A 22,468-nucleotide genomic window follows, 5' to 3' on the forward strand; every position below is an offset into this window, starting at 1 on the left:
GCGACGGGGGCGACGGGGGGAACCCGCGTGACGCCGGCGGCGGTCCGGGCGGCCCGGACGGTCCGGGTGCCCCGCCGATCCTGCCCCCGTTGAGCAAACTCGGCCGACTGGCCGGTCACGAGCTGTCGATCCATGAACTGCTCGACACCCTGTGGCTGGCGACTCGGCTTCCGCCAGGAGCCGCGGCGCCGCTCGCGAGCGCGCTCGCCGCGGACGCCGTATCGCCACCGGGCGCCGGCGCGGGAGACAGCGGGCGCTCCACGGCCGGCCCCGCCCCGGCCGAGCTCGACTCCCCCACGCCCGCCGCACCGGACCAACCACCGCCTCCCGCACAACTGTTGGGCGCCCTGCACGCGGCGGCAGCGGCGCGCAGCGCACCCGAGTTCGCGGACCTCGCCGCGCCGGAGCTGCGTGGTGCGCCCGGCGAGGGCGCGCTGCCCGTACGGGTCCCCGAGGAGAAGGCGCTCGGGTCGGACGAGCTGCGCCTCAGCCGTGCGCTCCGGCTGCTGAAACAGCCTCAGCCCGGGCCGCTGAAGCGGGAGTTCGACGAGGAGGCCACGGCGGAGGCCATGGCCGAGACGGGGCTGCCCGATGTGGTGACCCGTCCCGCCCGGCAGCGCTGGCTCGACCTCACCCTTCTCATCGACGACGGCATCTCGATGCTGCTGTGGCGGCGGCTGGCGATGGAACTGCGCGCCCTGCTGGAACGCCTCGGCGCCTTCCGCGACATCCGTGTGCACGGCCTGGACACCCGGTCGGCGGGGGCGCCGCTGCTGCGCTCCCGCCCCTTCGACCCGCACGCCCCGCTGCTCTCCCCCGCGTCGGTCGCCGACCCCTCGGGCGGCACGCTGGTACTGGTGATCAGCGACGGCGTCGGCGCCTGCTGGCGGGACGGGCGACTGCACGCGGCGCTGGAACGCTGGGCGCACCAGGGGCCGACGGCGATCATGCACGCGCTGCCCTCCCACATGTGGGACGGGTCGGGCATCCGCTCGGAGCCGTGGCTGGTGACGACCCGGCGGCGCGGCGCGGCGAACGACACCTGGGAGGTCGCCGACCCGCTGCTGCCGCCGGGGCTCGGTGACGAGTTCCCCGGGGTCCCCGTCCCCGTACTGGAGCCGTATCCCCCGGCGGTCGCCGCGTGGGCGCGGCTGGTCGCCTCGCCGGGCGGCAGCGCGGAGCTGCCCCTGCTGGCGCCGCTGCAGGCGAAGGCGCCACGGGCCGGGGCCGACACCCGGGGCGGTGGCGCGGCGGACGCCGTGCTCAGGTTCCGGGACGCCGCGTCCCCGGGGGCCTACCGGCTGGCCGCTCATCTGGCGGCGGTGTCCCCGCTCACGGTGCCCGTGATGCGGCTGGTGCAGGCGGCCGTGCCGTGGCGGGCCGACACCGCGCATCTGGCCGAGGTGTTCCTGGGCGGTCTGATGCGTCAGGTGGAGCCGGTCGACGAGCGGCTGCCGGCCCAGCACCGCCGGTTCGGTTTCGCCGGCGAGGCCCAGGAGATCCTGCTCGACACCGCGTCCCCGATCGATCTGCTGCGCACCACCCGGGCGGTCACCGCGCGGCTGCGCACCCTGGTGGGCCGCTCCCCCGACTTCCCCGCCTGGCTCGCCCATCCCTCCGGAACGGGTGAACTCCTGCCCGGGACGCGGCCGTTCGCCTGGCTGGAGGACCGTCTCCTCACCCACCTGGGTGCCAAACCGATGGCGCCGACGCCGCCGCGCACCACCGAGTACGAGGAGGTGCGGCTGCCGTCGGGCCTGGAGGCGGCCCCGTCGTGGCTGCCGCTGCGGCTGCAGGACCTGCACACCCTGGGCCCGTACTCGCTGCTGCAACGCGACAGCACGGGCGGCAAGCCCACCGCGTACATCGGGGAGGACGAGGACGGGCAGCGGGTGCTGCTGCGGGTGTCGCACTCCTTCGACTCACCCGTGGCGCGGGAGTTGCTCGACGTGGAACGACGGGCGCTGCGCCGTATGGATGGGATGTACGCGCCCGCCGTGCTGCGCAGTGACCTGGAGGGCCCCACGCCGTGGCTGGCGCTGCGTCTGGACACGCTGAGCGGTGGTCCGCCCGCGCCCACGCTGCGTGCCGTGCTCGACGCGGCCGGGGCGCTGCCCGGGACCCCGCTGTTCACCTGGCTGGGCTGGAACCTGGCGCGGGCGCTGACCCGCTGCCACCACAAGGGCATCGTGCACGGCGCGCTGACGCCGGGCACCGTGCTGGTCACCGAGTCGACGCTGCACCTCATCGGCTGGACGTCGGCACGCGTTGACGGCGCGTGGAGCGCGTCGACACCGTCCACGCCGGCCAACTCCCCCTACCGGGCGCCCGAGGTGACGTACTGGGGCGAGTCCCGGATCACGGCGGGCGACGTGTACGCCCTCGGTTCCATCCTGTTGCAGGCCGCGACCGGCCGGCCGTGGCGCTGGTACGAGAACGACGCGCTGCGCCGGAGTCCGCAGCTCGCGCAACTCGACGAGACCATCGCGGAGTTGCTGCTGCGCTGTGTCGAGCCCGAGCCCGCGGGGCGGCCGACCGCCCGTGAGGTGGCGGACGCCTTCGGGGCACTGCTGCCGGGCGGGGTGGAGTGGGAGGACGTGGAGGGCGGCACGGGCGGGGACGACGACAGCCCCGCCGTCGAGCCGGAGACGGCGAGCGACGAGGAGGACGACCACGAGCAGTGGATGCGCACCATCCGCACCCCCTTGCCCGAGCCCCTGCGGATCGCGCTCGTGGGCGTCAAGGACGGGGTCGGCTGCACCACGACCACGATGGTGCTGGGGGCCGTACTGGCCGACCAGCGGCAGGAGCGGGTGCTCGCCATCGACGCCGACCGGCACACGGGCAGCCAGGTCCGGATCGGCGGGCGGGTCTTCCGCAACACCCTGGCCAGCCTGTCGGACCTGGCCGAGTCACTGCACGAGGTGCGGCACTTCGAGGATCTCCAGCTGTTCCTGTCGCCGCACCGCTCGGGGCTCCAGGTTCTCGCCAACGACTCCGTCTCGCGCATCGCGTCGGTCGGCCAGTTCACGGACTACGACTTCCACCGGGTGGCCCGCACCACCCGGGACTACTTCGACCTCACCCTGGTCGACTCGGACAAGTTCATGCCCACGGTGCTCAGGGCGGCCGACCGCGTGGTCATCGTCTCGCGGGCCGACCCCGCCGGTCTGACCCAGGCGCAGCAGGCCATGGACCGTCTTGTCACCCTCGACCTGCCGGACCTGGTCCGTGAGGCCGTCGTCGTCCTCAACCACAGCCGCCCCGCGGCCGGCTGGACGCTCGACGCAGCCAGTATCCGCGGCCTGAGCTCCCGCTGCCGCGGCGTCGTCATGGTCCCCCGCGACGGCCACCTCACCATGGGCAGCACGGTCGAACTCTCCTGGCTGACCCCCGAGGCCTACAAGGCATACCTGCGCCTCGCCGCCCTCCTGTTGGGCCCCCGCCCGGTCTTCCCCTGACCCGGCCGGCCCCTACCGCACACCCCCACGAATTCCGTTCGCCGTCGCACCCGGCGCGATCTACCCTCGGCACCATGACCAAGCCCCTTGTTGCCCTGCTCAGTGGCGCCGGTATCTCCACGGATTCCGGGATCCCCGACTACCGGGGTCCGAACGGGCTGTGGCGGCGGGATCCGGAGGCCGAGAAGCTCGTGACGTACGACTTCTACATGGGTGATCCGGAGATCCGGCGGCGGTCGTGGCAGATGCGGCGCAAGAACCGGACGCTGAAGGCGGAGCCGAACACGGCGCACCGGGCGGTGGCCGAGCTGGAGCGGTCAGGGGTGCCGGTGCGGGTGATCACGCAGAACGTGGACGGGCTGCACCAGCTCGCCGGGATGCCGGCCCGCAAGGTGATCGAGCTGCACGGCACCGCGCGTACCGTCGTGTGCACCACGTGTCACGCCAAGGGGCCGATGGAGGACGCGCTCGCGCGGGTCGAGGCGGGCGAGGAGGACCCGCCGTGCCTGGAGTGCGGCGGGATCCTGAAGTCGGCGACGGTGATGTTCGGGCAGCGGCTCGACCCGGTGGTGCTCGGCGAGGCGATGGCGATCACCAAGGCGTGCCAGGTGTTCATCGCGGTCGGCAGCAGCCTTCAGGTGCAGCCCGCCGCCGGGCTCGCGGGCCTCGCCGCCGACCACGGGGCGCGGCTGATCATCGTCAACGCCGAGCCCACGCCGTACGACGACCGGGCCGACGAGGTCGTACGGGAGCCGATCGCAGCCGCCCTGCCGAAGCTGCTGCGCACCCTGGGCTAAGAGAGCTGGAGGCACGGAGAGCCGGCGGCGCAGAGAGCGCGGAGAGCCGGCGAAGTGGGCTAGAAGAGTGCCGTACCGCTCTCGAAGTCCAGCAGCCGCCGCTTGCGGTCCAGGCCGCCGCCGTATCCGGTGAGGCTTCCGTTCGCGCCGACCACGCGGTGGCAGGGCACGATGATGCCGATGGGGTTCTTGCCGTTGGCAAGGCCGACCGCGCGGGAGCCGCCCGCGTTGCCCAGGGCTTCGGCCAGTTCGCCGTACGAGCGGGTCTCGCCGTAGGGGATCCGGCTCAGCTGCTTCCAGACGCTGCGCTGGAAGGGGGTGCCGGACATGCGCAGTTCGAGGGTGAACTCCGTCAACTCGCCCTCAAAATAGGCCTTCAGCTGGTCGATGACCTCACCGAAGGGGGTGTCGTCGCGTTCGCCGAAGGTCTCCTCCGGCGGGCGGTGGCGTTGGCCGACCATGTAGAGGCCGCACAGGACGCCGTCGTCGGCGACGAGGGTGAGCGGGCCGTACGGGCTGTCGATGACCGTGTGCTGTTTCACAGTTCGTACCTTCGAGTCGTTTGAAGCCATCTGCACGTGCTTGAAGTCGCTTACACGGGGAGGAAGTTGATCGGGTGGCTGTCCGTCGCCCACAGGTACTGGACCGCGTACGCCCGCCACGGGCGCCACGCCGCCGCGCGCGCCGTCAGGGCGGCGGGGGTCGACGGCAGGCCCAGCTCCTGGGCCGCGCGCCGGATCCCGAGGTCGGTGGGGAGGAACGCGTCGGGGTCGCCGAGGGCGCGCATGCCGATGACGTCGACCGTCCAGGGGCCGAAGCCGGGGAGGGCGAGAAGGCGGGCGCGGGCCTCGGCCCAGTCGCTCTCCACTCCCAAGTGGAGGGATCCGTCGGCGAGTTGGCGGACGAGCGTGGTGAAGGTGGTGCGGCGGGTGCTCGGCATCGCGAGTGACGACGGGTCCAGGGCCGCGAGCGCCTGAGGGGAGGGGAAGAGGTGGGTGAGGCCGCCCTCGGGGTCCTCGACGGGTTCGCCGTGCGCGGTGACCAGGCGGGCCGCGTGGGTGCGGGCGGCGGCGGTGGAGACCTGCTGGCCCAGGACGGCCCGTACGGCGAACTCGGCCTCGTCGACCGTGCGCGGCACCCGGCGGCCGGGAGCCTTCGCCACCAGGGGCGCCAGCACCGGATCCGTCCGCAGCTGGTCGTCGACGGCGACCGGGTCGGCGTCCAGGTCGAGCATGCGGCGGCAGCGGCTGATCGCGACGGGCAGGTCGCGCAGGTCGCTGAGGGTGAGGCGGCAGGCGATGTGGTCGACGTGCGGGGTGAGCCCGACGATCCCGTGGCCGTAGGGCAGGCGCAAGGTGCGCCGGTAGGCGCCGTCGCGCCACTCCTCGACACCGGGTACGGCGGTCGCCGCGAGGTGGCCGAAGAGGTTGTCGGGGTTGAGCGGGGCGCGGAAGGGGAGCCGCAGGCTCAGGACGCCCGGTGAGGCCGGGGCGCGTTTCTTGGGCACCCGGTCGCGCAGCTCGCTCGGGGCGAGCGCGAAGACCTCGCGCACGGTGTCGTTGAAGGTGCGGATGGAGGAGAACCCGGCCGCGAAGGCGATCTCCGCCATCGGGAGCGTGGTGGTCTCGATGAGCAGCCGGGCGGTCTGGGCGCGCTGGGCCCGGGCGAGCGCGAGCGGTCCCGCGCCCAGCTCGGCGAGCAGCTGCCGCTCGACCTGGCGGATGCTGTAGCCGAGCCGGCCGGCCAGACCCGGAACGCCCTCGCGGTCCACGACCCCGTCGCCGATCAGGCGCATCGCGCGGGCGACGAGGTCGGCTCGCTGGTTCCACTCGGGCGAACCGGGGCTGGTGTCCGGACGGCAGCGCTTGCAGGCCCGGAAGCCGGCCTGCTGGCAGGCCGCCGCGCTCGGGTAGAACGTCATGTTCTCGGGTTTCGGCGGCACCACCGGGCAGCTCGGCCGGCAGTAGATTCGCGTGGTCAGGACTGCTGTGAAGAACCATCCGTCGAAGCGCGCGTCCTTCGACTGGACAGCGCGCACACAGCGCTCCATGTCGGTGTGCATCCCATTCCGCATGCCTCAAGCATCGGGCACCCGCGAGGCCGGGGCTGGCGAGAATCCGACATCAACCTCACAGCGCCCGAGGTCGGCCTCCGTCCGGCCGACGCCATGCGGACTCCCGCAGCAGCCGAAGCCCGTTCAGCCCGACGAGCACCGTGGAGCCCTCGTGGCCCGCGACGCCGAGCGGCAGCGGGAGGTGTCCGAGCAGGTCCCACACGACGAGGACCGTGATGAACGTACCCGCGACAAGGAGATTCTGGACCACCAGGCGGCGGGCCGCGCGGGACAGCCGTACGACCGCGGGGATCGCCGCCAGCTCGTCGCGGACGACGACGGCGTCCGCCGTCTCCAGCGCGAGGTCGGAACCCGCCCGGCCCATGGCGACCCCCGCATGGGCGGCGGCCAGGGCAGGCGCGTCGTTGACGCCGTCGCCGACGAACAGGACCTTGCGGCCGGCGCGTTGGAGCTCCCGTAGGGCCGTGACCTTGTCCTCGGGCAGCAGGCGGGCGCGTACGTCCGTGATGCCGGTGGCGGTGGCCACCTGGGCGGCGGCGCGCGGGTTGTCGCCGGTGAGGAGCACGGGTGAGGTGCCCGTCAGCGCGGCGAACCCCGCGACCGTCTCGGCGGCGTCGGCGCGCGGGCGGTCGGCCAGGACGAGCGTGCCGACGGGGGCGCCATCGCGTTCCACACGGACGACCGTGCCGCCTTCGACGTCGACGTCCGTGCCCGTGTCTGTGCCCGTATCCGTGTCCAGGCCCGGGTCGGGGCGGCCGACCGTGACGACCCGGCCGTCGACCGTGGCGGTGACGCCGTGTCCCGGCTTCGCCGCGAAGTCGCGGGCGGGGGCGAGGCGCAGGTCCCGGGCGCGGGCGGCGGCGACGATCGCGCGGGCGAGCGGGTGTTCGCTGGGGTGCTCGGCGGCGGCCGCCAGCGCCAGCAGGGCGTCCTCGTCCAGCCCCGATCCGGCCGCCGGGCGTACGGCCGTCACCTCGGGCGCGCCCTCCGTCAGCGTGCCGGTCTTGTCGAGGGCGGCCGTGTCGATCTCACCGAGGCGTTCCATGGCGAGCGCGGACTTGACCAGAACGCCGTGCCGGCCGGCGGTGGCGATGGCGGAGAGCAGCGGGGGCATGGTCGCGAGGACGACCGCGCACGGCGAGGCGACGATCATGAACGTCATCGCCCGCAGCAGCGCGCCGGTGAGGTCCGCGCCGAAGGCGAGCGGCACGGCGAAGACGGTGAGCGTGGCGGCCACCACGCCCACCGCGTAGCGCTGTTCGATCTTCTCGATGAACAACTGCGTCGGCGCCTTGGTGCGCGAGGCCTCCTCCACGAGGGTGACGATCCGGGCGATCACGGAGTCGGCGGGGTCGCGCTCGACACGGACGCGCAGGGCTCCGGTGCCGTTGAGGGTGCCCGCGAAGACCTCGTCGCCCGGGGTCTTCAGGACCGGCAGCGGCTCGCCGGTGATGGTCGCCTGGTCTGCCTCGCTCGTACCGTCGAGGACCCGTCCGTCGGCTCCGATCCGCTCCCCCGGCCGGATCAACAGCTCGTCACCGACGCAGAGCCGGCTCACCGGGACGGACTCCTCACCGTCGGCGATCACCCGGGTCGCCGTCGCGGGCGCGAGGTCGAGCAGACCGCGTACGGAGTCGGCGGTGCGGGCGGTGGCCAGGGCCTCCAGGGCGCCGGAGGTGGCGAAGATGACGATCAGCAGGGCGCCGTCCAGGACCTGACCGATCGCGGCCGCGCCGAGGGCCGCGACGATCATCAGCAGATCGACGTCGAGGCTCTTCCCGCGCAGCGCCCGCAGCCCTTCCAGCGCCGGTTCCCAGCCACCGGCGAGGTAGGCGATCGCGTAGAGCGGCCCGTACGTCCAGCCGGGCGCGTCGGCGAAGTGCAACGGGAGCGCCAGCAGGAAAGCGGCGGTCGCGAGGAGCGCCCAGCGGGCCTCCGGCAGTGCGAGGAATCGGGTGCGGCGGCGCGGGGCCGTACGGGCGGATGCGTCGAGGGCGGGGACGGGCGGGAGGTCAAGAGTGGAGGACACCCTGGCACCATACAGGAACACATGAAGACTCATTCATACCTTCATGTGCGATGGGTAAGATACGCCCATGGGTCATGGAGCCGTCACCGCCGCGCAGGACGCCGCCGCTCAGAACGTCACCTCGCGCGTGCGTCTGGACGCCGCCAATGTCGCGAAGGTGGCCACCACGCTCCAGGCCCTGTCCACCCCCTCACGGCTGCTGATCCTCGCGCGGCTGCGCGAAGGGCCGCTTCCGGCGACGGAGCTGGCCGCCGAGGTGGGCATGGAGCAGTCCGCCTGCTCGCACCAGCTGCGGCTGCTGCGCAATCTGGGCCTGGTCGTCGGCGAGCGCCGCGGCCGGTCGGTGGTCTACGCGCTGCACGACCACCATGTCGCCGAACTCCTCGACCAGGCGGTCTACCACGTGGAGCATCTGCGGCTCGGTCTCAGCGACGCGTCCGAGTAGCGCGAACACCCCGGCCGACGGCCACGCGGCAGATGCGGCCGCTGTACGCCGGCCCGGGTTCACGAGGGCCGGGTTCAGGCTCCTTCGACGTAGGGATAGACGCGGGTGAAGTCGGCGCCGGGTTCCGTCGCGGCGAAGCTCTCCCACAGGGCGCCGGTGGCCGCCCCGATCGGTGACGGTCTGCCCTCTTCCTCGACGGCGCGCAGATAGAGCTGCACGTCCTTGGTCATGAGCGTGTTGGTGAATCCGGCGGCGTAGCGGCCGGTGAGGACATGGTTCGGGAACTTGTCGTTCGTCGCGGCGCTGCGCCCGCTGGCCCCGTCCAGCACCTCCACCATGGTCGCCATGTCGAGGCCCACCGACCTGCCGAAGGCGACCGCCTCGCTGGTCGCGGCGAGCGTGGTGGCCGCGAGGAAGTTGTTCGCCAGCTTCAGTGCCTGGGCGAGCCCCGGGCGGTCCCCCACCCGGTGGCGGCGGTCGCTCAGGGCGGCGAGGACAGGCTCGACACGGGCGCAGGCCTCGTCGCTTCCCGCGTACATCACGGCGAGGGTGCGGGCACGGGCGCCCGCCACACCGCCGGACACCGGGGCGTCGACGTAGGCGACCCCGCTCGCGGCGAGCAGCGCGGCGACGGACCGGGCGGCGCTCACCCCGATCGTCGAGGTGTCGACGACGTGGGTGGTACGGCGGCCGGGGGCTGCGACGATCTCGCGCGCCACCGCCTCGGCCGCCGTGCCGTCGGGAAGGCTGAGCACCACCACGTCCGCCCGGCGGGCGACCTGGGCCACGTCGGCGGCGTGGACGGCACCCGGAGGAGTGCGCCGCGGGCCCGCGGCGTCGTGGGCCACCAGGTCGAGGCCGGCCCCGAGCACGTTCGCCGCCAGGGCCCCGCCCATGTTGCCGAGGCCCACGAAGCCGGCCGTCACCCGTGCCGCCCCCGCCGTCACGCTCCCTCACGCTCCGTCCGTACGGCCTTGACGCCGCGCCGGGCGGCGACCGCGGCGGGCACGCCGCAGTAGGCGGAGATCTGGAACAGCAGCTCGTCGATCTCCTCGTCGGTGACGCCGGTGCGCGGTGAACTGCTCGCGTGCAGACGGAACTCGTCCATCCGGCCCAGCGCCGCCGTCATCGCCATCACCAGCAGACTCCGGTCCCGGGGGCTGAGGGCGCCGCCCCGGGCCCAGACTCCCCACGCGGTCGCCGTGACGTGGTCCTGGAACTCCTGGCCGGCCCGGTCGGGGTCGGCGATGGCGCCGTCGACGTAGGCGTCGCCGAGCACGGCCCGCCGCACGGCGCGGGCGGCCCGCAACTCCTCGGTCTCTTCCATGAGTTCCCCCCTGCCGCCGATCCGGTGGGCGTGACGCGCGGGCATAACCGACTCTCTCTGAAGGAGAACATGCATCTCGCCGAGCGTAAATGAAGATTTCGCGGGGAGACAGAGGGGCGTCGGGGTAAACAGCTGGGCGCTCTGCCCTGCCCCGGCAACCCGACCCGGAAGGGTCAGCGGGTCTCCTCGCCCTGGGCGATCTCCACCTCGTGATGGAAGGCGAGAACGCCGGTCGCCGCCGCGGAGGCCGAGACGGTCGCGCAGGCGACGAGGAGGAGGGCGATCCAGGAGGCGGCTCGGGGGCGGCGGCCGGGAGCCGCGAGAAGGGCCGCGACCCGCTGGGGTACGGGGCCGGTGGTCGCGGCGGCGGCGAAGTCGGGGCGGGTGGAGCGGGCGGCTGTGGTGGCGAGGGCGGCGCGGGCGATGGCGCGCGCGGTCAGCCGCCGGTCCCCCACCGCCGTGGCGGCGGCCTCGTCCGCGGCGCGCTCGGCGGCGAGCGCGATGCTGTCGCGGACCGGGCGCAGTCCGGGATGGCAGTGCGCGGCGATCTCGGCCGCGACGAGGAAGCGGTGGTGGTTGCCCGCGTTGTGGGCCCGCTCGTGGGCGAAGAGCACCTCGCGCTCTTCGGGACCGAGGCTGCGGAGCATCCCGGTGGTCACGACGATGCGGTGCGGACGGCCCGGCAGCGCGTACGCGTCCGGGTGGGGCGATTCGATCACGCACAGGTCGCCCGCGGCCGGTCGGCGGTCGGCCTGGCTGCGGGCGGTGCGGAAGGCGCGCAGCTGGCGCAGGGCGGAGCGTGCGAGGGTCGCGGCGCCGACGGTCAGGAGGCCGGTGGCCGCCGCCGCCAGGGGCAGGACGATCAGGTTCGACGGGGTGCGCAGGGGGTGGACGAGGTCACCCAGGCCCGCCAGGACCGGCAGCTTGAGCAGGCCGGTGAGGAGCAGCGCGCCGAGCGCGGCCACGGAGGCGCCGGCCAGTACGAGGACCGTGAGGGTCAGTGCCCACAGGGCGGCGACCGGCGCGAGACGGTCGAGGCAGCGGCGGGCCAGCCCCGGCAGTGCGAAAGGCAGCAGAAGCGGGATGAGCAGCGGAATGATCAGCAGAGTGGTCATTACTCACCCGATTCTAGCTGCTCACCCGATTCCAGAAGATCACGAAGGAGGCGCTCGTCATCGGGGCTGAGCTGCGCGACGAACCGGGCCAGCGCCGTCTCCCGGTCCTCGTCCCGGTCGAGCTCGGTGTGCATACGCCGGGCGGTGAGTCCGTGCGGGTCCTGGACGGGGAAGTACGCGAAGCCCCGGCCCTGCCGCTCCCGGCCGACGAACCCCTTCTCGTGCAGCCTCGACAGGATCGTCGTCACCGTCGTACGGGCCAGCCCCGAGCCGAGCTCCGTCTGGACGCGGCCCGGGGTCAGGGGCGCGCCGGCGGCCCAGAGGGCGGCCATGACGGAGGCCTCGAGCTCACCCGCCGGTCGGCGTTCGTCCTTCGCGCTGGTCATGGGAACGATCCTCACCCCGGTATCGTCTACAGTTCAGTAGACCGTCTACAGGATTGTAGTCACTCGGGTGCCGTCACCACTGCGCCCGCCCGTCCAGTATGAGAGGGCTCCCGGCGATGGCCGCACCTTTGTTCGCAGCGTCACAGCTCGGATCACAGCTCGGGTCGGAGCTGGCGGTGAACATCCTCAGCGCACAGTCCCTGCTCGCCGCCTTCGGTGTGCTGGGTGTCGGCGTGGTGATGTTCGCGGAGACCGGGCTGCTGATCGGCTTCTTCCTGCCCGGTGACTCGCTGCTGTTCACGGCGGGCCTCCTGTGCACGGGATCGGGCCACGGCGGACTGAAGCTCTCCCTGGGGCCGCTTCTGGTCTGCGCCGCCGTGGGCGCGCTGGCCGGCTCCCAGTGCGGCTATCTCATCGGCCGCAAGGCGGGCGGCGCGCTGCTCGCCCGCAGCGGCTCGTCCCGGCTGCACGAAGGGGCCGAGCGCGCCGAGGAGCTGCTGGAGCGGTACGGCCACGCGAAGGCGATCGTGCTGGCCCGCTTCGTCCCGGTCGTACGCACGGTGCTGAACCCGATGGCGGGCGCGCTCCAGGTCCCCGCCCGCACGTTCACCGTGTGGCAGGTCGTCGGTGGTCTCGTCTGGAGCATCGGCCTCACTCTCGCGGGCTACGCACTGGGCTCGTCGATTCCGAACGTCGACCGCTATCTGCTCCCGATCATCGCCGTGATCGTCATCGTGTCGCTGATCCCGCTCGCCGCCGAGTTCCGCCGCTCCCGCAAGGCCGCGACCGCGACCGCGGAGAAGGGCGCCCAGGGATGATCCTCGCGTTCAACGGGTCGTCGATCGACGGCTCCACCTACACCTACGTGGTGAATCTCGCCCATGACTCCCCGCACTGGCTGGACAGCCTGGTGTCCGCCTGGTCGACGTACGGGCTGGCGCTGTTCGCCGTTCTCATGCTCGTGGGCTGGTGGCAGGCCCGTCGCAGCAGCGCCCGGGCGGCGATGGTCGCGCTCGCGGTGCCGCTGATCGTCGTCGTAGCGTTCGGGGTGAACTCCCTGTTCAAGATGGTCGTGCGCGAGGACCGCCCCTGTCAGAGCCTGCACGTGAAAACACTGGAGGCATGTCCTGCGCCGGGCGACTGGTCCTTCCCCAGCAATCACACGGTCATCGCCGCCGCGGCCGCCGTGGCCCTGCTCTACGTCTCCCGTCGCCTCGGCACCATAGCCCTGCTGGGCGCCTGTCTGATGGCCGTCTCCCGGGTCTGGGTCGGCGCGCACTATCCGCACGACGTGGTCGCCGGTGTCCTGGTCGGCACGCTGATCGCGATGCTGCTGACGACCCTCCTGCGCAGACTCTCCGACCCGCTGGCGGGCCGGCTGACGGACTCGCGGCTGCTGCGGCCGTTGCTGGTCTCGGCGTAGGCCCACGCCCACGGCTACGGCTACGGCTACGGCTACGGCTACGGCTACGGCTACGGGGAACAGGCAAGCACCCTTCCGGAGCTGCTGAAGGAGGACCATGCGGCACACGATCCTGGTTGTCGAGGACGATCACGCACTGCGTGACGTCCTGCTGCGCGGGCTGCGCGACGAGGGCTTCGACACCGTGCCCGCCCCGGACGGGGCGACCGCGCTGCGGCTGGCCGGGGACGACGTCGACGCGGCCGTGCTGGACGTCGGGCTGCCCGACGCGGACGGGCGGGACGTGTGCCAGGCGATCCGGGCCAATGGCTTCCTCTCACCCGTCATCTTCCTGACCGCCCATCACCACCTCACGGACCGGCTGGCGGGCTTCTCGGCCGGCGGCGACGACTATCTGCCCAAGCCGTTCCACCTGACGGAGCTGGCCGCCCGGCTGCGGGCGGCGCTCAAGCGCAGCGGACCGCTTCCGGCCACCACCGCCGGGGACCTGGTCCTGGACCCGGTCGGGCACAGCCTCACCGTCCAGGGCACCCGGGTCGGCCTCACCCCGACGGAGTTCCGGCTGCTGGCGGCGCTGATGGCGGGGTCCGGGGACATCGTGCGCAGGCGGGAGCTGATCAGAGCCGGCTGGCCGGAAGGCGCCCAGGTCAGCGACAACACGCTGGACCAGTATCTGACCCGGCTGCGCCGCAAGCTCCGGGACGGCGGCAGCGCGCTGACCATCACCACGGCGCGCGGCATCGGCCATCGGCTGTCATGAAGACCCTGTCAGGCGGTGTCATGAGGGCCCTGGCAGCCGGCGCGAAGGCACGGTCATGAGGGCGTTCGCCTCCCGCTGGTGGCCGCGCACCCTGCGAGGCCGGCTCTCCCTGGTCGCGCTCACCACGGCGACGATCCTGATGGTGATCCTCACGGTCGCGTTCAACACGGTCGTACGCCGTCACCTTCAGCACCAGGCGGACGACGAGCTGCGCACCCGGGCCGCCGCCGTCGCCGCGACCGTCGTCACCGACGGCTCCCGGGTGAGGGTCCTGGAGACCCCGGGCGAGGAGCTCCTCGACACGAACGTGTGGATCTACTCGGGCGGCCGACTGCTCGAGAAGCCCTCGTCCGCCACCGCCACCAGCCCGCTGACCCGCGCCGCCGGCCGGCTCGTGGCACGCGGCGCCCGGCACTGCGTCACCGTGCACAGTCACGACAAGGTACGGCTGTGCTCGCGCCCGGTGCCCGGTGGCAAGGGCGCCGCCAGCGTCGTCACCGCACTGGACCTCTCCCCGTACCGCGGGTCGGCCGACACGATGCTCTTCGCGTCCCTCGCCCTCGACGCCGCGATGCTCGCCTGCACCTACGCGCTGACGCGGCTGGCGGTGGGCCGCGCCCTGCGTCCCGTGCGTTCGATGACCGAGCACGCCACCCAATGGAGCGCGATAGCCTCCCAGGAGCGCTTCGGCGCCGTGGCCCGTCCCACCGAACTCGCCCAGCTGGGCGGTTCGCTCGACGCCCTCCTCGACCGCATCCGCGCGCTGCTGCGGCACGAGCAGCAGCTCACCCAGGAGCTGTCGCACGAGCTGCGCAACCCGCTCGCCCGGATCATCGCCGAGCTCGACTGGTGGGGAGCCCGCCCCCGCTCCGACGCCGACACCAAGGCCACGCACGCGGCGATCGCCGACGCGGCCCAGTCCATGCGCACGATCTGCGACACCCTGCTCGACGAGGCCCGCGACAGCGCCGCCACCGCGCCCGGCACGGCCGATGTGCTGCCGGTGCTGCACCGACTGGTGGACCGCCTCGGCCCCACGAAGGCGGGCGTGGAGGTCGTCGTCACCGCCTGCGACGCGCGGTTGTCGGCCGGGGTGCCGGACGCCCTTCTGGAGCGCATCGTCAGCCCGCTGCTCGACAACGCCCTACGGCACGCGCGTACCCGGGTCGAGATCCTGGCCCGCGCTCGGCCCGGCGGCGTACGCATCGAGGCGGCGGACGACGGTCCCGGCGTACCGGCGTCGTTCGCGGCGCAGCTCTTCCAGCCCGGCCGGCGCGCCGATCCCGGGGACGGACACGGCGGAGCGGGCCTCGGGCTGCCGCTGGCGCGACGCCTGGCCCGCTCCGCCGGCGGGGAGGTGGACCACGACGGGCGGCGCACCCGCGGCGCGACGTTCGTGGTCACGCTTCCCGCGGGTTGAGCACGTCATCCCGCCTGAGGACCTCTGCTCGCGGCCCCTACGGGAGGCTGAGCTCCTGCTCGGACTCGGTGACGTCCTTGCGGGTCATCGACAGGTACACCACCAGAGCGAGGATGACCGCGAGGAACAGCACGCTGGTGACCGTGGTGCCCAGGCCCAGGCCGCCGTCGCCGGTCGGCTGCGAGAGGTAGTCGCCCATCGAGGCACCCAGCGGGCGCGTCAGGATGTACGCGATCCAGAAGCTCAGCACGGCGTTCAGGCCGAGCGCGAAGTGCGCGACCGCCACCGCGGCGATGGCGAGGCCGAACAGGATCGCGGACACCCAGTATCCGAGGGCCATCTTCTCCGCGACGAGGTCACCGGCCGCGGTGCCCAGCGCGAAGGTGAACAGGACGGCCAGCCAGTAGTAGGCCTCGCGGGACACCGTGTCGATGCTGTGGATGGACAGCGTTCCCTCGCGGCGGTACCAGATGGCGAAGACGACGGCGAGGGCGACGGCGAACACGGTGGTGCAGGTCGTCAGCGACACGCCCAGATTGTCGGTGAGGTTGTCGCTGATCAGCGTGCCGACGACGCTGATCAGGGCCACGGCGAACCAGTACACGCCGGGCCGGTAGGCCTTCGTGCGGAACTGGACGACGAGGACCCCTATCAGCAGCGCGCTCATCAGCAGCGACACGCCGGTCAGGCCCATGCCCAGGTTCGAGTTCAGGAAGTCCGCCGCGGTCTCGCCGACCGTGGTGCACAACACCTTGATGATCCAGAAGTACGCGGTGACCTCGGGAACCTTGTTCCAGCGGAGGCGGTGGCCGGGGGCCGCCCCACTGCGGACATAAGCCCCGGGCGTCTCAGAAGTCTCAGTCATGGGGCCGACCCTGGCAGCGGGACCCTGAACACATCCTGACTACCGGGTGGCGCGGGCGACCGGGACGACAGGGGCGACAGGGACGAGCAGTGTGAACGTCGTGGGGTCGCCGCCCGACAGGAAGAGTCTGCCCCCGAGCGACACGGCGAGGTCTCGGGCGAGGGCGAGACCGATGCCCGTACCACCGTTGCTGCCGCCGGTCCGTCCGCGTGCGAACAGTCCTTCCGGCTCGGCGGTGACCGTTCCCTCGTCGGCGACGTCGAAGGCGAGGGCGTCGTCGAGGTCGCGGACCGTGACACGGACGCTGCCCCGGCCGTGCGTACGGGCGTTGTCCAGGAGGACGCCGAGGATCTCGGCGACGGGCCGGCCTGGCACCAGGACATCGGCCGGGGCGTCCTGGACTCCGCAGTCCAGGCGCCTGCCGTCCTGGGCGAAGAGCCCGTGCCACCGGGCGTCGGTCTCCGCCAGAAGGTGGACCACCGACCGGTCCGGCACGACCGCGCCCGGCGGGCCGGGCGAACCCGCGAGCCGCAGCACCTCCTCCACCGTGTCGTGCAGCCGCCGAGTGGCTTCCAGCGCCTCCTCCAGTGCGGGGCGCAGCCGGGCGTCGTCCTGCGCGAGCCCCGCCTCCAGGGTGAGCTGCAGCCCGGTCAGCGGGGTGCGCAGCTGGTGGGAGGCGTTGGTGGTGAAGTCCTTCTCGTGGCGCAGGAGTTCGGAGAGGCTGTGCAGCATGTCGTTGTGCGTGCGGGCGACCTGGTCGATCTCGGCGATGGTGCTGGGCGCGGCCCGTGCGGTCAGGTCGCCCTCCATGACGGCGCGGCAGTGCCGGGAGAGGCCCTCCAGCGGTGCGGCGAGGGCCCGTGCCTGACGCCGGGCGACGAGGACGGCGACGGCGAGCGCGAACACGGCCGCGCCGAGCAGGACCGCCCAGTCCACCAGGACACGGTTCCTGACGGCCGACACGGCGGAGGAGGCCCGTACGACACCGATGACCTGCTCGGCGTGCGAGACGGGCACGGCGACCACGAGCTCACCCCCTCTCTGGGTCCGCGCGATGACACCACGGAACGCACGGCGGACCGCCGCGTCCCCGCTGCGGGGCCCGGTGCCGGTGTGGAGCCGGGGTTTCGGGTCGTACAGGCCGAGGCGTTCGCCCGGTCCCGGCGGGGGCAGTTCGGCGGGGTCGCCGGTCGCGTAGTCGGGGTTCACGCGTACGGCGGCGGCCAGGGCGGCCCGTTCGAGGGAGTCCCGCTGATCGGCGTAGAGGGTGGCCCGGACGGCGAGGGCCAGCGGGATCGCGAGGAGGACCAGCGCGACCAGCACCGCGGTGACGGCCACCCTCACGACACGCTGTCTCATGCCCCTCATGATGCGGGGCTGCCACCGGATCACGCGGGGCGGCCACGCGCTTTTGCCGTCGTCTAACCCTCGCCGTGCGGGGCGTTAACCGGGCCGCTCCTAACGTCGGTGCCATGACCGTCCGGTCGGATCCGCACCGGTGCGGCAGGGGTTTCCAGGAGGGCAGTGGCCATGGCACGCGTACGTACCGTCCTTAGTCCCGGGATCGTCGGGCTCGTACTCGCCGCGGCGGTGACCGCCGGGTGCTCCGGTTCGAGTTCCGGGCCCCCTGCCGCCTCGCACGCGTCCTCCGGCTCCGGCTCGGCCTCCGGCTCCGCCACCGCGGCCGGTGCCGCCCCGGCACCCACCGAGTCCAATCCGCCCGGTGACATCCCCGACAACCAGGCGTACGTCGCCTTCCGGCCGTCGGGGGGCGGGTTCACGGTGAAGGTGCCCGAAGGCTGGGCCCGTACCGGCCAGGGCGGTACGACCGTCTTCACGGACAAGCTGAACCGCGTCGAGATCGCCACCGCGTCCGCCTCCTCGGCGCCCACGCTCGCCTCGGTCGGCTCCAAGGTCGTACCCCAACTGCGCGTCCAGGTACCGAAGTTCAGCGGCCCCAAGGTGTCGCAGGTGAACCGGCGCGCCGGAAGCGCGGTGCTGCTGAAGTACCAGGGCGACTCCGCGACGGACCCGGTCACCGGCAAGGTCGTGCGCGACGCCTTCGAGCGGTACACGTTCTACCGGCAGGGCCACGAGGTGGACCTCACCCTGTCCGGGCCCGTGAACGCCGACAACGTGGACCCGTGGCGCATCGTCACCGACTCCTTCTCGTGGAAGTGACCGTGAGCGCCATGCCGACCCGGCCGGGCACCGCGCCCGTCCGCACCTGCCAGGCATCCCACGACGAGGCCCTGACCGCCCGGGAGCTGTACCGCTTCTTCCGGGCCGGCGAGGAGGAGACGCTCGCGCTGCGCGGGGTGTCCCTGCGGCTGCGGCGCGGCGAGACGGTCGCCGTCGTCGGACCTTCCGGCGCGGGCAAGTCCACGCTGCTGTCCTGCCTGGCCGGTCTTGACGAGCCCTCCGGCGGCGAGGTGCGGGTGGCCGGCGTACGCATCAGCCACCGGCCGGAGACCGAGCGCGCCCGGCTGCGGGCCCAGCACATCGGCGTACTCCTGCAGACCCGCAACCTCGTCGCCCACCTGAGCGTGCGCGACAACGTCCGGCTGGCGCACAGCGCCGTACGCGGTCGTCCAGCCGTGTCCGCACGGGAGTTGCTGGACGAGGTGGGGCTCGCGGGGCGGGCGCACGCGCTGCCCCGTCAGCTGTCCGGCGGTGAGCTGGCCCGGGCAGGGCTGGCCGTCGCCCTCGCCAACTCCCCCGCCGTCCTGCTGGCGGACGAACCGACCGGCGAGCTCGACGGGGGCACGGAGCGACTGATCCTCCAGATGCTGCGCGACCGCGCCGCGCTGGGCTGCGCGGTGCTGATCGTCACGCACAGCGCGGAGGCCGTACGCGTCGCCGACCGGGTGATCGCGCTGGACGACGGGAGGGCCCACGATGTCTCCGGATGAGCCCACGGCCGTCCCGGACGACGTACTCGTCGTCTGCCGGGACGCCGCTCTCACCTTTGGGCGGGGCGCGAACGCGGTCGTGGCGGTGCACGGCGCGCACCTGCGGGTGCGGGCCGGGGACCGGCTCGCGATCGTCGGCCCCTCCGGGTCGGGCAAGTCTTCGTTGCTGCATCTGCTGGCCGGACTCGAACAGCCCACGAGCGGCACCGTCACGCGGCCCGCCCTGACCGGTTCCCAGGACATCGGCCCCCGCACGAAGCCCGGCGATCGTAAGTCGGCTCCCGAGCCCGGCATCAGACGTGACATCGGACTGGTCTTCCAAGGGGACAGCCTGATCCCCGCCCTCGACGTCGTCGAGAACACCGCGCTGCCGCTGGTGCTGGCCGGGGTGCCGGACCCCGATGCTCGACGAACGGCCCTCGAGGCCCTTGCCCAGGTCGGCGCCGAAGACCTCGCCGAGCGGCTACCGGAGGAGATCTCCGGCGGCCAGGCCCAGCGTGTCGCCGCCGCCCGCGTCCTGGCCCAGGCCCCACGGCTGATCCTCGCCGACGAACCGACCGGGCGGCTCGACCACACCACCGGCGGCCACGTCCTGGACGCCCTGCTCACGGCGGCCGACCGCACGGGCGCGGCCCTTGTCGTCACCACGCACGACCCGGCGGTCGCCGCACGGCTCAGCACCCGGCTGACCATGCGCGACGGCCGGTTGCTCACGGCGGAGACCACCGGGGATCCGCAGGACACGACGGAGGAAGCGTCATGATCACCGCCTGGGCGGGCGGTCTCGCCCGTCACCGCACCGGCCGGCTGCTGGCCGCTCTGGCCGGCATCGCCCTGGCCGTGGCCCTGATCGCCTCGCTCGGTTCCTTCCTCACCGCGTCGAAGGCGACGATGACGCAGCGTGCCGTGCGCTCGGTCGCCGTGGACTGGCAGGTCGAGGTCCAGCCGGGCGCCGATCCGGCCGCGACGCTGTCCCTGGTGCGGAAGACGCCCGGCATCAAGACGGCCCTGCCGGTCGGCTTCGCGCACAGCGGCGCGTTCGTGGCCACCGTGCGGGGCAGCACGCAGACGACCGGCCCCGGCATGGTCCTCGGCCTCCCCGACGGCTACCAGCAGGCCTTCCCCGGCGAAATCCGCCCGCTCACCGGCCGCACCACCGGCGCCCTGCTGGCCCAGCAGACCGCCTCCAACCTGCACATCGCCCCCGGCGACACCGTCGGTATCCGGCTCCCCGGCACCGCCGTGCGCCGGGTCCGGGTGGACGGCGTGGTCGACCTCCCGCAGGCCGACTCCCTCTTCCAGCGGGTCGGCGCCCCCAGTCAGACCCAGCCCGCCGCGCCCCCGGACAACGTCGTCCTGCTCCCCTCCGCCGTGTTCGCCTCCCTCACCCCGCCCGCCCCCGCCACCACCCAGATCCACGCGGCCCGCGACGCGAAGCTTCCCTCCGACCCCGCCGCCGCCTTCAGCTCCGTGACCCGCGCCGCCCACAACCTGGAGGCCCGCGCATCGGGCGGTGTGATCGTCGGCGACAACCTCGGCGCCGCCCTCGACTCCGCCCGCCAGGACGCGCTGTACGCGCAGATCCTCTTCCTCTTCCTCGGCGTGCCGGGCGCGCTCCTCGCCGCCGCGCTGACCGCCACGGTCGCCGCGGCCGGGGGCGAACGCCGCCGCCAGGAGCAGGGCCTGTTGCGCCTGCGCGGGATGCGCCCCCGCCGGATCGCCACCCTCTCCGGACTCGAAGCCGCCCTGGTGGCCGTCACCGGCGGCGCCGCCGGGCTCGGCATCGCCGCGCTGACGGGCCGCGTCGCCTTCGGATCGGCCTCGTTCGGGACGACGGCGAGCGCGTGGATCCTCTGGTACGCCCTCGCTTTCGTGCTCGGCGCCGCCGTGGCCTCGGGCGCGGTCCTCCTCCCCGCGCTGCGCGATCTGCGCACGGTGACGGTCGCCGACACCCGCAAGCAGGAGCGGCGGCCGGGTTCGGTGTGGTGGATGCGGTACGGCCTCGACCTCGTCCTGCTGATCGGCTCCTGGCTGATCTTCCGCGCCTCGTCCGGCAACCAGTACGCCCTGGTGCTCGCCCCGGAGGGCGTGCCGAGCATCTCCGTGTCGTACTGGGCGTTCCTCGGCCCGGCGCTGCTGTGGATCGGTGCCGCCCTGCTGCTGTGGCGGCTCACGCTCCTCGCGCTGACGTACGGCCGTCCCGTGCTGACCCGGCTGTCGCGGCCGCTCGCCTCGAACCTGGCGGGGACCACGGCCGCCGTCCTCTCCCGGCGCCGCCGTCCACTGGCCCGCTCGGTGGTGCTGCTGGCGCTCGCGGTGTCGTTCGCCATCTCCACGGCGACCTTCAACTCGACGTACAGGCAGCAGGCCGAGGTCGACGCGCGGCTCACCAACGGCGCCGACGTCACGGTCACCGAACCGCCCGGCGCGCGGATCCCGCCGAGCGGGGCCGACACGCTGAAGATCTCCGGCGTACGTCGGGTCGAGCCGCTCCAGCACCGGTTCGCCTACGTCGGCTCCGACCTCCAGGACCTCTACGGAGTGCGCCCCGACTCGATCGCCTCGGCCACCTCCCTCCAGGACGCGTACTTCTCCGGCGGCGGCGCTCGCGCCCTCATGAACCGGCTCACTCAGCGCCCGGACGGACTGCTGGTCAGCGCGGAGACCGTCAACGATTTCCAGCTCTCGCCCGGCGACACGGTCAACCTGCGGATCCAGGACGCCCGGACCAAGGCGCTGCGCACGGTGCCCTTCCACTACGTGGGCGTCGCCAAGGAGTTCCCGACCGCGCCGAAGGACAGCTTCTTCGTCGCCAACGCCTCCTACGTGGCGAAGGCGACCGGCAGCGACGCGGTGGGCGCGTTCCTGCTGGACACCGGTGGTACGCACCAGAAGCAGGTCGCCGCGCGGCTGCGTCACCGGCTGGGCACCGGTGCCACCGTCACCGACCTCACCCAGACCCGTGGCACCGTCGGCACCAGCCTGACCTCCGTGGACCTGGCCGGCCTCACCCGTATCGAGCTGGCCTTCGCGGTGCTGCTCGCGGCCGGGGCGGGCGGGCTGGTCCTGGCGCTCGGGCTCGCCGAACGCCGCCGGACCTTCGCCATCGCGACCGTGCTGGGCGCCGGGCCCCGGCAGCTGCGGGGCATGGTCCTCACCGAGGCGATCCTGCTGACCGCGGGAGGCCTCGCGGGCGGCGCGCTGATCGGCTGGGCGCTGTCGGAGATGCTGGTCAAGGTCCTGACCGGTGTCTTCGACCCGCCGCCGGCCAGTCTCGCCGTCCCCGGCGGCTATCTGACGCTGACGGCCTGCGCCGCGACGGCGGCCATCCTGATCGCGGCCCTCAACGGAGTACGCCGCGCGGCCGGACGCCCCGCCGTCGAGGAACTCCGCGACCTGTGACCGCCACTTCGAGCCGCAGATCGGCCTCCGGCCCCCGCACGCCCGCCTCCGG

At 73.3% G+C, this 22,468-nt stretch carries 20 protein-coding genes; 11 read left to right on the top strand and 9 right to left on the bottom strand.

Annotated features, from left to right (window positions below; all coding sequences use genetic code 11):
- The first annotated feature begins 89 nt into the window (after positions 1–89).
- Together ACZ7M2_RS15570 and ACZ7M2_RS15575 are read left to right on the top strand one after the other, a co-directional pair.
- Positions 90–3,461: an SAV_2336 N-terminal domain-related protein gene (locus ACZ7M2_RS15570; protein WP_471595681.1), complete on the top strand. Its 3,372-nt coding sequence runs from the start codon at positions 90–92 to the stop codon at positions 3,459–3,461.
- Between the two features lie 74 nt (positions 3,462–3,535).
- Positions 3,536–4,258, top strand: coding sequence for a Sir2 family NAD-dependent protein deacetylase (locus ACZ7M2_RS15575; protein WP_471595682.1), 723 nt, complete (start codon positions 3,536–3,538; stop codon positions 4,256–4,258).
- Between the two features lie 59 nt (positions 4,259–4,317).
- Here ACZ7M2_RS15575 and ACZ7M2_RS15580 read toward each other — a convergent pair whose 3' ends face one another.
- Genes ACZ7M2_RS15580 through ACZ7M2_RS15590 form a run of 3 tightly spaced genes read right to left on the bottom strand, consistent with a single transcriptional unit; the run spans position 4,318 to position 8,394 of the window.
- Entirely contained in the window at positions 4,318–4,800 is a 483-nt protein-coding gene (locus ACZ7M2_RS15580) for a methylated-DNA--[protein]-cysteine S-methyltransferase (protein WP_471595683.1), read from the bottom strand.
- A gap of 50 nt (positions 4,801–4,850) precedes the next feature.
- Positions 4,851–6,332: an AlkA N-terminal domain-containing protein gene (locus ACZ7M2_RS15585; protein ID WP_471595684.1), complete on the bottom strand. Its 1,482-nt coding sequence runs from the start codon at positions 6,330–6,332 to the stop codon at positions 4,851–4,853.
- 55 nt (positions 6,333–6,387) lie between these two features.
- Positions 6,388–8,394: a heavy metal translocating P-type ATPase gene (locus ACZ7M2_RS15590; protein ID WP_471595685.1), complete on the bottom strand. Its 2,007-nt coding sequence runs from the start codon at positions 8,392–8,394 to the stop codon at positions 6,388–6,390.
- A 34-nt stretch (positions 8,395–8,428) separates the two neighbouring features.
- Here ACZ7M2_RS15590 and ACZ7M2_RS15595 point away from each other — a divergent pair, with 34 nt between their 5' ends.
- Positions 8,429–8,806 carry an ArsR/SmtB family transcription factor gene (locus ACZ7M2_RS15595; protein ID WP_471595686.1) on the top strand — a complete coding sequence of 126 codons (378 nt, stop codon included), beginning with the start codon at positions 8,429–8,431 and terminating at the stop codon, positions 8,804–8,806.
- Between the two features lie 74 nt (positions 8,807–8,880).
- Here the strand turns inward: ACZ7M2_RS15595 and ACZ7M2_RS15600 are convergent, their stop codons facing one another.
- The 4 genes from ACZ7M2_RS15600 to ACZ7M2_RS15615 all read right to left on the bottom strand — a co-directional run bounded on the left by ACZ7M2_RS15600 (position 8,881) and on the right by ACZ7M2_RS15615 (position 11,634).
- Positions 8,881–9,753, bottom strand: coding sequence for an NAD(P)-dependent oxidoreductase (locus tag ACZ7M2_RS15600; protein WP_471595687.1), 873 nt, complete (start codon positions 9,751–9,753; stop codon positions 8,881–8,883).
- Entirely contained in the window at positions 9,750–10,133 is a 384-nt protein-coding gene (locus tag ACZ7M2_RS15605) for a carboxymuconolactone decarboxylase family protein (protein WP_471595688.1), read from the bottom strand. Before ACZ7M2_RS15605 ends, ACZ7M2_RS15600 begins: the two co-directional genes overlap by 4 nt.
- 173 nt (positions 10,134–10,306) lie before the next feature.
- Positions 10,307–11,248: a M48 family metalloprotease gene (locus ACZ7M2_RS15610; RefSeq protein ID WP_471595689.1), complete on the bottom strand. Its 942-nt coding sequence runs from the start codon at positions 11,246–11,248 to the stop codon at positions 10,307–10,309.
- On the bottom strand, positions 11,248–11,634 hold the full coding sequence (locus ACZ7M2_RS15615; RefSeq protein ID WP_352044652.1) for a BlaI/MecI/CopY family transcriptional regulator: 387 nt from the start codon (positions 11,632–11,634) through the stop codon (positions 11,248–11,250). Before ACZ7M2_RS15615 ends, ACZ7M2_RS15610 begins: the two co-directional genes overlap by 1 nt.
- Positions 11,635–11,750: 116 nt before the next feature.
- On the opposite strand from ACZ7M2_RS15615, the gene ACZ7M2_RS15620 reads away from it, so the two are divergent.
- The 4 genes from ACZ7M2_RS15620 (at position 11,751) to ACZ7M2_RS15635 (ending at position 15,237) form a co-directional block, all read left to right on the top strand.
- Complete coding sequence (locus ACZ7M2_RS15620; RefSeq protein ID WP_352044651.1) at positions 11,751–12,452, top strand: DedA family protein; 702 nt, start codon at positions 11,751–11,753, stop codon at positions 12,450–12,452.
- Complete coding sequence (locus ACZ7M2_RS15625; protein ID WP_471595690.1) at positions 12,449–13,057, top strand: phosphatase PAP2 family protein; 609 nt, start codon at positions 12,449–12,451, stop codon at positions 13,055–13,057. Before ACZ7M2_RS15620 ends, ACZ7M2_RS15625 begins: the two co-directional genes overlap by 4 nt.
- A gap of 97 nt (positions 13,058–13,154) precedes the next feature.
- Positions 13,155–13,817 carry a response regulator transcription factor gene (locus ACZ7M2_RS15630; RefSeq protein WP_168497363.1) on the top strand — a complete coding sequence of 221 codons (663 nt, stop codon included), beginning with the start codon at positions 13,155–13,157 and terminating at the stop codon, positions 13,815–13,817.
- Between the two features lie 55 nt (positions 13,818–13,872).
- The gene (locus tag ACZ7M2_RS15635) at positions 13,873–15,237 is read left to right on the top strand and encodes a sensor histidine kinase (protein ID WP_471595691.1); all 1,365 of its coding nucleotides are present in this window, start codon (positions 13,873–13,875) and stop codon (positions 15,235–15,237) included.
- A gap of 37 nt (positions 15,238–15,274) precedes the next feature.
- Here ACZ7M2_RS15635 and ACZ7M2_RS15640 read toward each other — a convergent pair whose 3' ends face one another.
- Together ACZ7M2_RS15640 and ACZ7M2_RS15645 are read right to left on the bottom strand one after the other, a co-directional pair.
- On the bottom strand, positions 15,275–16,102 hold the full coding sequence (locus ACZ7M2_RS15640) for a COG4705 family protein (protein ID WP_471595692.1): 828 nt from the start codon (positions 16,100–16,102) through the stop codon (positions 15,275–15,277).
- Positions 16,103–16,141: 39 nt separating this feature from the next.
- The gene (locus ACZ7M2_RS15645; RefSeq protein ID WP_471595693.1) at positions 16,142–17,461 is read right to left on the bottom strand and encodes a HAMP domain-containing sensor histidine kinase; all 1,320 of its coding nucleotides are present in this window, start codon (positions 17,459–17,461) and stop codon (positions 16,142–16,144) included.
- Between the two features lie 171 nt (positions 17,462–17,632).
- Between ACZ7M2_RS15645 and ACZ7M2_RS15650 the strand changes: the two genes are divergently transcribed.
- From ACZ7M2_RS15650 to ACZ7M2_RS15665, 4 genes are read left to right on the top strand one after another with little or no spacing between them, the layout of a single operon-like run.
- Positions 17,633–18,283: a hypothetical protein gene (locus tag ACZ7M2_RS15650; RefSeq protein WP_471595694.1), complete on the top strand. Its 651-nt coding sequence runs from the start codon at positions 17,633–17,635 to the stop codon at positions 18,281–18,283.
- 11 nt (positions 18,284–18,294) lie between these two features.
- Positions 18,295–19,014 (top strand): ABC transporter ATP-binding protein, encoded by a 720-nt coding sequence (locus tag ACZ7M2_RS15655; protein ID WP_471596028.1) that lies wholly within the window; start codon positions 18,295–18,297, stop codon positions 19,012–19,014.
- Positions 19,001–19,777 (top strand): ABC transporter ATP-binding protein, encoded by a 777-nt coding sequence (locus ACZ7M2_RS15660; protein WP_471595695.1) that lies wholly within the window; start codon positions 19,001–19,003, stop codon positions 19,775–19,777. Before ACZ7M2_RS15655 ends, ACZ7M2_RS15660 begins: the two co-directional genes overlap by 14 nt.
- On the top strand, positions 19,774–22,416 hold the full coding sequence (locus ACZ7M2_RS15665) for an FtsX-like permease family protein (protein ID WP_471595696.1): 2,643 nt from the start codon (positions 19,774–19,776) through the stop codon (positions 22,414–22,416). Before ACZ7M2_RS15660 ends, ACZ7M2_RS15665 begins: the two co-directional genes overlap by 4 nt.
- The last annotated feature ends 52 nt before the right edge of the window (positions 22,417–22,468 follow it).

It is taken from the genome of Streptomyces sp. NPDC111507 (genome assembly GCF_055638955.1).